The 13273-nt window shown below is 56.0% G+C and carries 11 protein-coding genes; 6 read left to right on the forward strand and 5 right to left on the reverse strand.

The features are described from left to right. Window positions 1-170: 170 nt before the first annotated feature. A complete protein-coding gene (locus AC6I8W_RS04465; protein WP_497837141.1) occupies window positions 171-1460 on the forward strand; it encodes an HAAAP family serine/threonine permease in 1290 nt (429 codons plus the stop codon). A gap of 103 nt (window positions 1461-1563) precedes the next feature. On the opposite strand, the gene AC6I8W_RS04470 is transcribed toward AC6I8W_RS04465, so the two are convergent. The 3 genes from AC6I8W_RS04470 to dbpA form a co-directional block, all read right to left on the reverse strand. Then, on the reverse strand, window positions 1564-3138 hold the full coding sequence (locus AC6I8W_RS04470) for a methyl-accepting chemotaxis protein (protein WP_497837142.1): 1575 nt from the start codon (window positions 3136-3138) through the stop codon (window positions 1564-1566). 249 nt (window positions 3139-3387) lie between these two features. After that, a complete protein-coding gene (locus AC6I8W_RS04475) occupies window positions 3388-4350 on the reverse strand; it encodes a chemotaxis protein (RefSeq protein WP_497837143.1) in 963 nt (320 codons plus the stop codon). Between the two features lie 133 nt (window positions 4351-4483). Further along, the gene (gene dbpA / locus AC6I8W_RS04480; RefSeq protein WP_497837144.1) at window positions 4484-5863 is read right to left on the reverse strand and encodes an ATP-dependent RNA helicase DbpA; all 1380 of its coding nucleotides are present in this window, start codon (window positions 5861-5863) and stop codon (window positions 4484-4486) included. 392 nt (window positions 5864-6255) lie between these two features. On the opposite strand from dbpA, the gene AC6I8W_RS04485 reads away from it, so the two are divergent. Then, entirely contained in the window at window positions 6256-6453 is a 198-nt protein-coding gene (locus tag AC6I8W_RS04485; protein WP_013508046.1) for a hypothetical protein, read from the forward strand. Window positions 6454-6530: 77 nt separating this feature from the next. Here AC6I8W_RS04485 and AC6I8W_RS04490 read toward each other — a convergent pair whose 3' ends face one another. Further along, window positions 6531-7892 (reverse strand): amidohydrolase family protein, encoded by a 1362-nt coding sequence (locus tag AC6I8W_RS04490; protein ID WP_497837145.1) that lies wholly within the window; start codon window positions 7890-7892, stop codon window positions 6531-6533. An 89-nt stretch (window positions 7893-7981) separates the two neighbouring features. Next, window positions 7982-8842 (reverse strand): LysR substrate-binding domain-containing protein, encoded by an 861-nt coding sequence (locus tag AC6I8W_RS04495; RefSeq protein WP_497837146.1) that lies wholly within the window; start codon window positions 8840-8842, stop codon window positions 7982-7984. A gap of 290 nt (window positions 8843-9132) precedes the next feature. Here AC6I8W_RS04495 and lldP point away from each other — a divergent pair, with 290 nt between their 5' ends. The 4 genes from lldP (at window position 9133) to AC6I8W_RS04515 (ending at window position 13250) form a co-directional block, all read left to right on the forward strand. Next, window positions 9133-10788, forward strand: a complete 1656-nt coding sequence (gene lldP, locus AC6I8W_RS04500) for an L-lactate permease (RefSeq protein ID WP_497837147.1) — start codon at window positions 9133-9135, stop codon at window positions 10786-10788. Further along, a complete protein-coding gene (gene lldR / locus AC6I8W_RS04505; RefSeq protein ID WP_497837148.1) occupies window positions 10785-11570 on the forward strand; it encodes a transcriptional regulator LldR in 786 nt (261 codons plus the stop codon). The genes lldP and lldR overlap by 4 nt, the downstream gene beginning before the upstream one ends. Then, complete coding sequence (gene lldD / locus AC6I8W_RS04510; RefSeq protein WP_497837149.1) at window positions 11570-12760, forward strand: FMN-dependent L-lactate dehydrogenase LldD; 1191 nt, start codon at window positions 11570-11572, stop codon at window positions 12758-12760. The genes lldR and lldD overlap by 1 nt, the downstream gene beginning before the upstream one ends. Window positions 12761-12821: 61 nt before the next feature. Further along, window positions 12822-13250: an OsmC family protein gene (locus AC6I8W_RS04515; RefSeq protein WP_497837150.1), complete on the forward strand. Its 429-nt coding sequence runs from the start codon at window positions 12822-12824 to the stop codon at window positions 13248-13250. Window positions 13251-13273: the final 23 nt, after the last annotated feature.

A 13273-nucleotide genomic window follows, 5' to 3' on the forward strand; every position in this document is an offset into this window, starting at 1 on the left:
TGATAAATGCATCATGTTGCGCGTAATTGCTGGCTTTATGCACTGATTTTTGCGTTTAAGTCATGCGCGCCGATAAAAAACGGTTAGCATGATCAGGTCGCGCCGACCGCGTCATAATTCGCAGCCGTAACTGGCTGTGCTTTTGATTAAGAGTAATTCTGGAGAGACAGATGGAAACCTCGCAAACCGGCACATTAGGGGCCGTTGAGGCGCCCGCGAAGGGCTGGCGTAAAAGTGACACCATGTGGATGCTGGGTCTGTATGGGACGGCGATTGGCGCAGGGGTGCTGTTTCTGCCCATCAATGCGGGAGCAGGTGGTTTGATTCCGCTGATTATCATGGCGCTGCTCGCTTTCCCGATGACGTTTTATGCGCATCGTGCCCTGACGCGTTTTGTGCTCTCCGGAAAGAATCCCGGCGAAGATATTACCGAAGTGGTGGAAGAACACTTTGGCGTAGGGGCGGGTAAGATCATTACGCTGCTCTACTTTTTTGCTATCTATCCCATCCTGTTGATGTATAGCGTGGCGATTACCAACACCGTTGACAGCTTTATTGTGCATCAACTGGGGCTGGTGTCGCCGCCGCGAGTCGTGCTGTCGCTGATTTTGATTGTCGGCATGATGACCGTGGTCCGTTTTGGCGAGCAGATGATCGTCAAAGCGATGAGCGTGCTGGTGTTCCCGTTTGTGGCGGTGCTGATGTTACTGGCCTGCTACCTGGTACCACACTGGCACGGTGCTGCGCTGGCGAGTTTGTCCGCCGGTCAAAGCAGTGGCGACAGCAATATCTGGATGACGCTGTGGTTAGCGATTCCGGTGATGGTGTTTTCCTTTAACCATTCGCCGATCATCTCCTCATTTGCCGTAGCGAAGCGTGAAGAGTATGGCGCGGCGGCGGAACAGAAGTGCTCCCGTATCCTCGCCAGCGCGCATCTGATGATGGTGCTGACGGTGATGTTTTTTGTCTTCAGCTGCGTTCTGAGCCTGTCGCCAGCCGACCTCGATGCGGCTAAAGCGCAGAACATCACCATTCTGTCTTACCTCGCGAACCACTTTAATGTGCCGATGATCGCCTGGCTGGGACCGATAGTGGCAATGGTGGCGATCACCAAATCGTTCCTCGGCCACTATCTCGGTGCGCGTGAAGGTTTTAATGGTCTGGTGATCAAGTCACTGCGCAGCCGTGGCAAAAGTGTCGCGCCGCAGCGTCTGAATCGAATGACGTCGCTATTTATGCTGCTGACCACCTGGCTGGTGGCGACAATGAATCCGAGCATTCTGGGGATGATTGAGACGCTCGGTGGGCCAGTGATTGCGATGCTGTTGTTCCTGATGCCGATGTACGCCATCCAGAGAGTACCGGCGATGCGTCAGTACAGCGGCAAAATCAGCAACGGCTTTGTGGTGATTGTCGGGCTGTTAGCCATCTCTTCGATTTTCTATTCGCTGGTGAATTAATCACACAAATCCGTAGCGGCGCGATTTATCGCGCAATGTCGTGCGCGATAAATCGCGTAATGTCGTGCGCGATAAATCGCGCCGCTACGGCTGAACGGCGTAGTTACACCACGCTCAGTTCCATGCTGCGACCGGTTTTAAACACGCTCATCGACTGCGCCAGGCGCTCAGCCTGATCCTGCAAAGCTTGTGAGGCTGCCGATGCTTCCTGCACCAGCGCGGCGTTCTGCTGCGTCACCGCTTCCATCTGAGTAATCGCGAGGTTGATTTCGCTGATACCGCTGCTCTGCTCGCTGCTGGCGATGGTGATTTCACTCATGATATCTGCCACGCTTTTCACGCTGTTCACCACCTCACCGATGGTGGAACCGGCATGAGATACCAGGCGGCTCCCTTCGTCTACTTTTGCGACAGAATCTTCAATCAGCACCTTGATCTCTTTGGCTGCTGAAGCTGAGCGTTGGGCAAGATTACGAACTTCGCTCGCCACCACGGCAAAACCGCGTCCCTGTTCACCGGCACGTGCCGCTTCCACCGCCGCATTGAGCGACAGGATATTGGTCTGGAAAGCGATAGAATCGATGACGCTGATGATGTCGACAATTTTCTTCGAGGAGAGCGCGATGGCTTCCATCTTCTCAATCACCTGCTCCATCACTACGCCGCCTTCTTTAGCGACATCGGAAGTGTTGGCGACCAGTTTATTGGCTTCGCGCGCATTCTCCGCATTGTGCTTCACGGTGGAGGTCATCTGTTCCATCGCAGATGCGGTCTCTTCCAGCGAGCTGGCCTGCTGCTCGGTACGTGAAGAGAGGTCAAGGTTGCCGCTGGAGATCTGATTGGACGCCACAGCGATAGTGTCAGAACCAGCACGCACATCGGTCACGATGGTCAGCAGATTATCGTTCATGCTTTGCAGTGCACGCATCAACACGCCCGTTTCATCGGTGCTTTTAACTTCGATATGGGTGCTGAGATCCCCTGCTGCCACTTTTCCGGCAATCTCCACCGCTTCGTTCAGCGGGCGCACGATCGAGCGGGTCAGCAGGAAGCCGAGGATGATTGAGGCGACAATGGCGACGGCGGAGAAAATCAGCGTCACCATTACCGCAGTGGAACCATCGGCGATGATGCTGATGCCTTCATTTTGCAACTGCTCTGACTGAGAAGCGGCAAACGCGTTGGCGCTATCCAGGAAGGCGTTTTGCGTATCGGTGATTTTTTTCAGCACAAAGGTGCTGGAAGCTTCCAGATCACCGGATTTTACCAGGGCAACCAGTTGGTCTTTCTGTTGTTCAAACAGATGGCTGGCAGCCAGCAGACCAGCAATCTTCTTCTTACCCACGGCGGTGATTTGGATGGCTTCGATCTTTTTCATCGCGCTGTTGGTTCGGTCAGTCGCCTCAGCCAACTGTTGGAAGCGTTTGACGTTATTTTCCGGGCGAGTGGTATCAATCACGATGCCGCGCAGGTATTTGATCTGATCGTTCACACCATCACGCACATCATAGGCCAGTCGTACTTTTACATAACGATCTTCCACGATCGAGGTGATGCCGTTTTTAATATTGCTGATCTTGGTGATAGAGGTGATTCCCACCACCACCAGCAACGCCACGACCAGGCCAAAGGCGATGCCCAGACGGGCGCCGACCTTCAGGTTCTTAAAGCTCAACATAGGTTTCTCCCCGTGATGCCAAAAGTTTGGTTTGCAAGATAGAAAAGCAGATGAGATATCTGCATCAGGTTGATGTTTTATAAGCGAAAATTGTCTGCTTACTTCGGCGGGAAGAATCCTGCCCGGCACGCGCAAGCGCTAGGGTTATCGGATGTTAATGTTTTTACTTTAATTTTTTAGAGGTTTGTCACAAAAACTTCGCAGGGGATGTGTCGCGGCGCGATTTATCGCGCCGCCAGAGGAGATGAATTAACGTGTTGCTTCCAATACTCGATGAATCACGCTCGACAGTTCATTGATCTCAAATTTCGCCACATAACCATCAGCACCTACTTTGCGCACGTGATCTTCGTTGGCACTACCGGAGAGCGAGGAGTGAATCACCACCGGGATATGGCGCAGTACATCATCGCGTTTGATATTACGCGTCAGGGTGAAGCCGTCCATTTCCGGCATTTCGAGGTCGGTCAACACCAGTGCGATTTTGTCGTGGATCGACTCACCTGCCGCCTGGGCTTCCTGTTGCATCAGGGTGATTTTCTGCCACGCCTCAAGACCGGTGTTGTGCATGATCGCCGGAATTCCCATGCTTTGCAGACCCTGCTCCAGTAGCTGACGCGCGACTTTGGAGTCTTCTGCCACAATCGCTACCTGGCCCGGTTTCAGGTTGAAGTTTTTCACGGTCTCTTCACCCGGCTCGACACCGCGCACGGATGGAATGATGTCATACAGGATCTGCTCCACATCCAGCACCAGCGCCAGATTATTGCTTTCACCGTCGCTGTCGAGACAGGCGATACTGGTGATGTTGCGGCTGCCAATTCCCGCTTCAGCGGTATGCACCTGGTTCCAGTCGAGGCGCACAATATTCTCCACCGATTCCACCGCAAACGCCTGGGTGCTGCGCGCATATTCTGTCACCAGCAACAGGTTGAGGCCGGTTTCCGGGGTACAACCGGTTACCGCAGGCAGATCAATCACCGGGATAAACTGGTCGCGGATGCTGGCCATGCCCAGCAGTGGCGATTGCATCCCGGCGGCACGCGTGATGTTGGGCATTGGCACGATTTCACGCAGTTTGAATACGTTAATCCCGTACAGCTCGGATTTACCTTTCCGCTGATCGGAGCCGAGGCGGAACAACAATAGTTCGAATTTGTTTGATAACGCGAGGTTAGCGCGTTCATCGATCTCTTTCTGGAAATTATCCATCCTGGCCTCGCTCAGGGCTGCGTTAAGGGCATGGCAACATCGCCGTGATGGAGTTATCGGCAGAGTGATTAAAAAATAGAGAGCAGCAGGTGGAATTTTGACGTGAGGGCGAGCGCCCCCACGTTTTAGCAATTTACTTCAACAGGATGGCGCGTACGCTTTTACCTTTGATCTTGCCTTCTTTCAGCTTGATCAACGCTGCTTTGGCCTGCGCGGCAGCGATGGCCACATAGGCATGGGTCGGGGTGAGATCGATCTTACCGATTTGATCCGCGCTGAACCCGGCTTCACCGGTCAGTGCACCGAGAATATCGCCAGGACGGATTTTTGCTTTACGGCCACCGTCGATACATAACGTCATCATGGTTGCTGGCAATGATTTGGTCGCACTGCCTTTCAGCGTGCTGGCGGCCACCCAGTTGAGTGATTGTTGCAGATAATCTTCCAGCGCATGGGCGCGCGCCATCTCATCGGCTGCCACCAGGCTCACCGCCAGACCGCTCTCACCGGCGCGACCAGTACGACCAATGCGGTGCAGATGCACTTCCGGGTCCCATGCCAGATGGAAATTCACTACCAGCGCCAGCGATTTAATATCCAGACCGCGCGCCGCCACGTCGGTGGCGATCAGCACCCGGATGCTGCCGTTGGCAAAACGGATCAGCACTCGCTCGCGGTCGCGTTGTTCCAGATCGCCATGCAGCGCGAGGGCGCTGATCTGACGATCGTTCAGCGCGGCCGCAATATCATCGCACTCGCGTTTGGTGTTGCAGAACACCACGCAGGAAGCGGGTTGCTGCTGGCTGAGCAGGGCGCTCAACAGATTGATGCGTTCACTGGCGCTGACTTCGATAAATCGCTGCTCGATCGCGGGCAGCTCTGTCTCGGTTTCGGTCGCCACCGCCAGCGCATCACGCTGGTAGCGTTCGCTCAGGCTGACAATGGTGTCGGGCCAGGTGGCAGAGAACAGCAGCGTCTGACGTGCAGAGGGGGTAAAACCGATAATTGCTTCCATATCATCGCGGAAACCCATCTCCAGCATACGATCGGCTTCATCCAGCACCAGAGTTTGCAGTTGGCTGAGATCGAGGTTGTCGCGTTTGAGATGATCAAGAATACGCCCCGGCGTGCCGACCACGATATGCGGGGCATGCACCAGCGAATCACGCTGGGCGCTCATCGGCTGGCCGCCACACAGCGTCAGGATCTTGATGTTACGCGTGAAGCGCGCCAACTGACGCAATACATTGCTGACCTGATCGGCCAGTTCGCGTGTCGGGCAGAGTACCAGCGCCTGAGTATGAAACTGGGTGTTATCAATCCGCTGAAGCAGGCCGATACCAAAGGCGGCGGTTTTACCGCTGCCGGTCTTCGCCTGCGCACGCACATCGCGCCCCTGCAAAATGGCGGGCAGGGCGGCAGCCTGGATTGGCGTCATGGCGTCAAAACCCATCTCGCGCAGGTTGTCGAGTTGGCTGGTGGGCAGTTGCGTCAGGGTAGAAAAAGCGGTCACGGGACAGTCTCTGATATCGGGCGGAGTTGCGGCGGCCAGTCTGGCAGAAAGGACCCGTAGCATCAATGATAAATCACGCGATAGCCCGGAAGATGGTTACTGGATGGAATAAATAAGTATCTGGTAATATTTGGTTTATTTTTAGGCGGTTATTGTTGAAAAATTCTAATGAATTTTCCGAAAAGTCTCATGATAAGAAATCCATCATGAAAGAAAAATGACTGAGTTAATCAGACGATAGCCGCATGCTGGCGGCAAGATGGCGACCATTTGCTGCTGATAAGTTTATATGTCTCCTCTGTTACAGGAAATTCCGATTAAAATCGTTCTCTGGATTGTTTTATATTTAGCGCGCCATTTGGCGATATAAAACAACTTCAGAGGTCACTTCATTGAGTCACTACGTCCAGGGACAAAACGAGGACATTCTGAAAATCGTCGGCCGCGCCGTGTTAACCCTACACATTCACGGAGAGGCGTTGTCATCCGACAAAGTCAGCTCCATGATTGCCTGTTACGCGGAAGAAGAGCCTGTCAGCGACGAAGAAAACCAGCGGCTGTATGCGCTGGCTATTCAGATGTTATCGTAATAATCCAGCATGGCGGTGGGCGCAACCTGTCCCTGCCTTTACCTTCATAAAGCCTCCTTCCTGGAGGCTTTTTTGCTTCAGGCGGCGTACACGGCGGTGCCGCGTTGGAAGGTGGCGTGGACCGGTGCAATACGCGCCACCGCCTCGGCGGAACAACTGGCCTCCACCAGCATCATGCTGGCTTCATCCTGCACCTGCGGCCACTGACGCATGCCTTGATTGGATAACGGCAGAATACCGCCGGTGGCGATATGTAGCGCCCGGCTCAGACCAAACTCATCAGAACCGCGGTATAGTTGCGCGTACAAATTGGCTTTCTCCAGCATGCTGCCAGTGCCGAAAGGCGACCAGTGATCGATTACGCTGTCAGTGCCGGTCATCACTTTAATCCCCGCCGCCTGCAATTGCGGCAGCGGCATGGTCAGCTTACCGATGGGAAGGGTGGAGGCCACGCTCATCTGCTGCTCGGCCATGCCAGCAATCATCTGATCCAGCGCCTTACCCTCCAGCGTGCCGAGTGCAAAGCCGTGACTCAGGGTCACTTTCCCCTTGAGCTGCGGGGTCTTCGCGATGGTATCCACCATATATTGAATCGCCGCCACCCCTGCCGGGGAGGTTTCATGCAAATGAATATCCACGCCGCGCTGGTAATCGAGTGCTATCTGGAACATCGCATCCAGCGACGCCTGCATCGCACCGTCCACGTTAGTGGGATCGAGACCACCGACATACTGCACGCCGAGCGACATCGCTTCGCGCATCAGGCCATCAACCTTTGAATGCAGTAAACCGTGTTGGGGAAAGGCGACAATTTCGCAGTCAAAATCGGGCTGATTTGCCAGCGCCAGCTTGAGATGTTCAAGGCTTTTCAGGCCGCTGACCGGATCGATGTTGCAGTGGCTGCGCGCTTCGGTGCTACCTTTGCTTTGCAGCAGGCCAATCAGGGCTTCGGCGCGCGCTCGCGAAGTGGGGAGCAGTTGTGGGATCAGCACCTGTTCGCGGGCGATCATATCCATAATGGTTTTTCCCTGACGGGGGCGTGGTGCCTGCCAGGGGCCGCTGTAAAAGGTTTTGTCCAGATGGATATGCATGTCGCGGGTGCGTGGCAGCAGCAGCAAACCCCGTGCATCCCAGTTGGGCACAGCGCTGTTACGCGCGTTTCCGGCCGGATCGATGGCGACGAATTTCCCGTCGTTAATGGTGAGGTCGTACAGCGCGGTGCGCGTGGCGATCACCTCATTACCCTCGCGCTCAAACCCTTCTTCGAGACGTACATTTAACAACTGATAATGGCGGGCACGGGGGAGGGCCGGTTGTTCGGATCGCGCAGCGACTGTCTGGCTGGCATGACCCATACCCGCCGCCAACAGGCTTCCGGCGGCGGTCCAGCGTACCGTCTGGCTGAGAAAATCACGACGGCTGGGGGAAGAGAGTTGCATCAGAGGCTCCGATCAAAAGGGAAAAGCCTAATCTGGCAAAAGCCTCGCCTGTGCGCTGCGATATTTGCCACTGGCTGGCAGTGGCAAAATCACTGCCAGCGTAACTGACAAAAATCCACCAGCGCGACAGCCAGCGCCTGTTGCAGATTGTCCTGCGGTTGGCGACAGAACAGCGCCAGCTCGAAATGGCTGATCACCGGCAATCCCGCGGCCTCGCCCAGTACATGATGTTGCGGCAGGCGGCAACTGGCGGGGAGTAACGTCAGGCCGAGGCCTGCCGCCGCCGCGCTGGCTAACGCCACCAGGCTGGTACTGCTGTAGCTGATGCGCCAGCTACGACCGAGACTATCCAGCGTTTGACACATCTCCTCGCGATACAACCCAAGTTGGGGGAAAACCACCAGTGGCAGTGGGGTTTGCCCAAAACAAGGATGTTCGGCGCTATCGAGCCACAGCAGCGGTTCCGGTCTGGCCGCCAGCGGCCGTTCCCCACCAGGCTGCTTAATCAGCATGATATCGAGTTCTTCTCTCTGCCACGCCGCGTGCAAATCCACATACATGCCACTCATCACATCCAACCGCAATTGCGGATGCTGGCGGCTAAAATCGGCCAGCAAACCCGCCGTGGGGGCGGCAAAATCCTCCGGTACACCAAGACGCAAAATACCGTCACGCCATTTGTCGCTCAGTACATCATGTGCTTCGCCATTCAACGCAATGATGCGGCGCGCGTAGCCCAGCAATTTTTCTCCCTCTTCCGTGACCGCCACCTGATGCGAGGTGCGTTGTAGCAGCGCTTTACCCACCATCTCCTCCAGCCGTCGCACCTGCTGACTGACGGTAGATTGTGACAGGTGCACACGGTCGGCGGCACGAGTGAAGCTGGCGGTTTCACACACCGCGACAAAGCTCAGCAACTGTTGCGGGGTAAACATGGGCTGACGATTCATTTTTCCACTGCTCACGATGACATCATTTTGTTTTTCAATAGTAACCGCTCGACCTTTGGTCAACCAGAGTCTTTATTGGTCCTACCAATAGGGTAAAAATGTTTCCGGGACATCACATAACACGAAAAATCACTCCAGTTACGTTGCTTTAGGTTAACAATGCGTTAACTATCTGGAGCCAGAAAGCCTGGGGATCTGAATTTTGGTCCGACCAATTCAGTGATAAACACGGGCAGTAACGCGTGGCGTATACGTCACGCAGGCTTCTGATGACCTCTGGAGATCACGCTATGCAGGTCTGGCAACAAAATTACGACCCTCTCAATAATATCTGGCTCTCCAGCCTGGTGGCGGTGATCCCGATTGTGTTCTTTTTCTTCGCGTTGATTAAGCTCAAGCTGAAGGGCTATCAGGCGGGCACCGCGACGGTAGTGCTGGCGCTGCTGGTGGCATTGCTGCTGTACGGCATGCCACCAGGACAGGCTTTGGCCTCCGTGGTGTATGGCTTTCTCTACGGCTTGTGGCCCATCGCCTGGATCATTGTCGCGGCGGTTTTTGTTTACAAAATCTCGGTAAAAACCGGTCAGTTCGACATCATTCGTGCCTCGATCCTGTCGATCACGCCTGACCAGCGTTTGCAGATGCTGATTGTTGGCTTCTCGTTCGGTGCGTTCCTCGAAGGGGCGGCAGGCTTTGGTGCACCGGTAGCGATCACTGCGGCGCTGTTGGTGGGGCTAGGGTTTAATCCATTGTATGCCGCCGGACTGTGCCTGATCGTCAATACCGCGCCGGTGGCGTTTGGTGCGATGGGGATCCCGATTATCGTTGCCGGGCAGGTGACCGGGCTGGACAGCTTCCATATCGGACAGATGGCTGGCCGCCAGCTGCCGTTCCTGACCATCATTGTGCTGTTCTGGATTATGGCGATCATGGATGGCTGGCGTGGGGTGAAAGAGACCTGGCCTGCGGTGATGGTGGCGGGTGGTTCCTTTGCTATCGCGCAGTTCCTCAGCTCCAACTTCCTTGGCCCGGAGCTGCCGGACATCATTTCTTCACTGGCTTCCCTGATCTGTCTGACCTTGTTCCTGCGCCGCTGGAAACCTGTGCGTATTTTCCGTTTTAACGACATGGGCGCTTCAATGGTCGATCAGGATCTGTCGCGCCAGCGCTATAGCGCCGCGCAGGTGATCCGTGCCTGGATGCCGTTCCTGTTCCTGACGGCGACCGTCACGCTGTGGAGCATTCCGCCGTTCAAAGCGCTGTTTGCCAAAGGCGGCGCGCTGTACGATTGGGTGTTTACCGTGCCGGTGCCGCTGCTGCACGAGCTGGTGGCACGTATGCCGCCGGTGGTGGCAAATGCAACGCCGTACCCGGCGCTGTTCAAGTTTGATGTGGTGTCAGCAACCGGCACCGCGATTCTGGTTGCAGCGGTGCTGTCGGTACTGTGGTTACGCATGAAGCCAAAAGCGGCGCTTGAGACCTTCGGCGAAACCCTGAAAGAACTGGCGCTGCCGATTTACTCGATTGGCATGGTGCTGGCGTTTGCCTTCATCTCCAACTATTCCGGTCTCTCCGCCACCCTGGCGCTGGCACTGGCGCATACCGGCGATGCGTTCACCTTTTTCTCACCGTTCCTCGGCTGGCTTGGCGTGTTCCTGACCGGTTCGGATACCTCTTCCAACGCGTTGTTTGCCGCACTCCAGGCGACCACCGCGCAGCAAATTGGTGTATCGGATGTGCTGCTGGTGGCGGCCAACACCACGGGCGGGGTAACGGGTAAGATGATCTCACCACAGTCGATTGCCATTGCCTGTGCAGCCGTCGGCCTGGTGGGCAAAGAGTCGGATCTGTTCCGTTTTACCGTCAAACATAGCCTGATTTTCACCTGCATGGTCGGGGTGATCACCACGCTTCAGGCGTATGTCTTAACCTGGATGATTCCATGACTGAAAACACGCCGCGCTTAGCGGATACGTTGCGGGCGCGCTTGCGCGCCTGGATTGATGAACACCAGCTGCAACCTGGTATGCGTTTACCGGCGGAGCGGCAGCTGGCGGCCGAGTTCGGTGTCTCACGGTCTTCATTGCGCGAGGCGATTCAGCAACTTATCAGTAGCGGCGTGTTAATCAGCCGACGTGGCGGTGGCACCTGGCTGCGTCAGCCGCAGGAGCCGTGGTCAGAACAACGTATCGTTGAACCGATCCGCCAGCTATTGGCTGCCGACCCGGATTATCGCTATGACATCCTCGAAGCGCGCCATGCCATCGAAGCCAGCACCGCCTGGCATGCGGCACTGCGCGCTACCGAGGCCGATAAAGAGAAGCTGCAATACGCCTTTGACGCCACGCTTAAACTGAAAGAGAGCGACGATCCCGACCTGGCGGCTCAGGCGGATGTCCGCTTCCATCTCGCCATTGCCGAAGCCTCGCACAATGTGGTGCTGCTGCAAACCATGCGCGGCTTCTTCGATCTGTTGCAATCCTCGGTGATGCAAAGCCGTCAGCGCATGTACACCCAGCCGGTGATTTTTGACCGCCTGACCGAACAACATCAGGCACTGCTGAACGCCATTCTGGCGGGCGACGCCGAAGCAGCGCGTCTCGCGGCGATGGACCACCTCGGGTTTGTGCACGCCACGCTGAAAACCCTGCATGAAGATGAAGCGCGACAGGCGCGTATTACCCGTCTGCCGGGCCATGACCTGGATCAACGCAAGGAAAAACCCTGATGATCATTTCTGCTGCAAGTGACTACCGCGCCGCTGCGCAACGTATTTTGCCGCCATTCCTGTTTCATTACATCGACGGGGGAGCCTATGCGGAACACACGTTGCAGCGCAACGTGGCGGATCTCGCTGATGTGGCGCTGCGTCAGCGCGTGCTGAAAAACATGTCCGAACTCAGCCTTGAGACCAGACTGTTTAATGAAACCTTGTCAATGCCGGTGGCGCTGGCACCGGTGGGCCTGTGCGGCATGTACGCGCGGCGCGGCGAAGTGCAAGCGGCGCGTGCCGCGGCGTTGAAAGGCATTCCCTTTACCCTGTCGACGGTATCGGTGTGCCCGATTGAAGAGGTGGCACCGGCGATCAACCGTCCGATGTGGTTTCAGCTGTATGTGTTGCGCGATCGCGGTTTTATGCGTAACGCGCTGGAACGTGCCAAAGCGGCGGGATGTTCAACGCTGGTGTTTACCGTGGATATGCCCACACCGGGTGCGCGCTATCGCGATGCGCATTCTGGCATGAGTGGCCCGAATGCTGCGCTGCGCCGCTACTGGCAGGCCGTGACCCATCCACAATGGGCGTGGGATGTTGGCCTGCATGGGCGGCCACACGATCTTGGCAATATCTCCACCTATCTCGGCAAGCCCACAGGGCTGGAGGATTATATTGGCTGGCTGGCGAACAACTTTGACCCATCCATCTCATGGCAGGATCTGGAGTGGATCCGCGATTTCTGGGACGGGCCGATGGTGATCAAAGGGATTCTTGATGCGGAAGATGCCCGCGATGCGGTGCGCTTTGGTGCTGACGGTATCGTGGTGTCGAATCATGGCGGACGTCAACTGGATGGCGTGTTGTCATCAGCGCGTGCGTTACCGGCGATTGCCGATGCGGTGAAGGGGGATATCACTATTCTGGCGGACAGCGGTATTCGTAACGGCTTGGATGTGGTGCGGATGATTGCGCTGGGTGCCGACAGCGTGCTGCTCGGTCGTGCTTTCCTTTATGCATTGGCGACCCACGGTCAGCGCGGTGTGGAGAATCTGCTGAACCTTATCGAGAAAGAGATGAAGGTGGCGATGACACTCACCGGGGCGAAAACTATCGCGGATATCACGCGTGATTCGCTGGTGCAGGCCAATGCGTTGTTGTCCGAGGCCGGTCTGGCCCCGGCGCGTCCGCGCGCGGTGAGTTGATCCCTCAGCGTAGAGGGCGTTGTCTATACTTACTCCCTGTCTCACTAACCGGAGGAATGATATGACCATTCACAAGAAAGGATCGGCCCATTGGGAAGGCGACATTAAAGGGAAAGGCACCGTAAGCACCGAAAGCGGCGTATTGAGCAATCAACCTTATGGCTTCAATACGCGGTTCGAGGGCGCGAAGGGCACCAATCCCGAAGAGTTGATTGGTGCTGCGCATGCCGCCTGCTTTTCCATGGCGTTGTCGTTGATGCTCGGCCAGGCGGGGCATCCGCCTACAAGCATCGACACCACGGCGGATGTCTCACTGGATAAAAAAGGCGAGGGATTTGCCATTACCAAAATTGCGCTGACCAGCACGGTGTCGCTTCCAGGCATTGAGAAAGCTCAATTTGATGAAATTATTCAGCAAGCGAAAGCCGGTTGCCCGGTTTCGCAGGTGCTCAATGCCGAGATCACCCTCGATTACACGCTGAATAATTGATCGCCTCCACGGCGGAGCGGAGC

The organism is Pantoea sp. X-Soil-TKNS-1211 (assembly GCF_059730495.1).

Bases quoted from the DNA above. Each gene is read 5' to 3' on its own strand.
- AC6I8W_RS04465 (WP_497837141.1), top strand. From the start codon at position 171: ATGGAAACCTCGCAAACCGGCACATTAGGGGCCGTTGAGGCGCCCGCG.
- AC6I8W_RS04470 (WP_497837142.1), bottom strand. From the start codon at position 3,138: ATGTTGAGCTTTAAGAACCTGAAGGTCGGCGCCCGTCTGGGCATCGCC.
- AC6I8W_RS04475 (WP_497837143.1), bottom strand. From the start codon at position 4,350: ATGGATAATTTCCAGAAAGAGATCGATGAACGCGCTAACCTCGCGTTA.
- AC6I8W_RS04490 (WP_497837145.1), bottom strand. From the start codon at position 7,892: ATGCAACTCTCTTCCCCCAGCCGTCGTGATTTTCTCAGCCAGACGGTA.
- AC6I8W_RS04495 (WP_497837146.1), bottom strand. From the start codon at position 8,842: ATGAATCGTCAGCCCATGTTTACCCCGCAACAGTTGCTGAGCTTTGTC.
- lldP (WP_497837147.1), top strand. From the start codon at position 9,133: ATGCAGGTCTGGCAACAAAATTACGACCCTCTCAATAATATCTGGCTC.
- lldR (WP_497837148.1), top strand. From the start codon at position 10,785: ATGACTGAAAACACGCCGCGCTTAGCGGATACGTTGCGGGCGCGCTTG.
- lldD (WP_497837149.1), top strand. From the start codon at position 11,570: ATGATCATTTCTGCTGCAAGTGACTACCGCGCCGCTGCGCAACGTATT.
- AC6I8W_RS04515 (WP_497837150.1), top strand. From the start codon at position 12,822: ATGACCATTCACAAGAAAGGATCGGCCCATTGGGAAGGCGACATTAAA.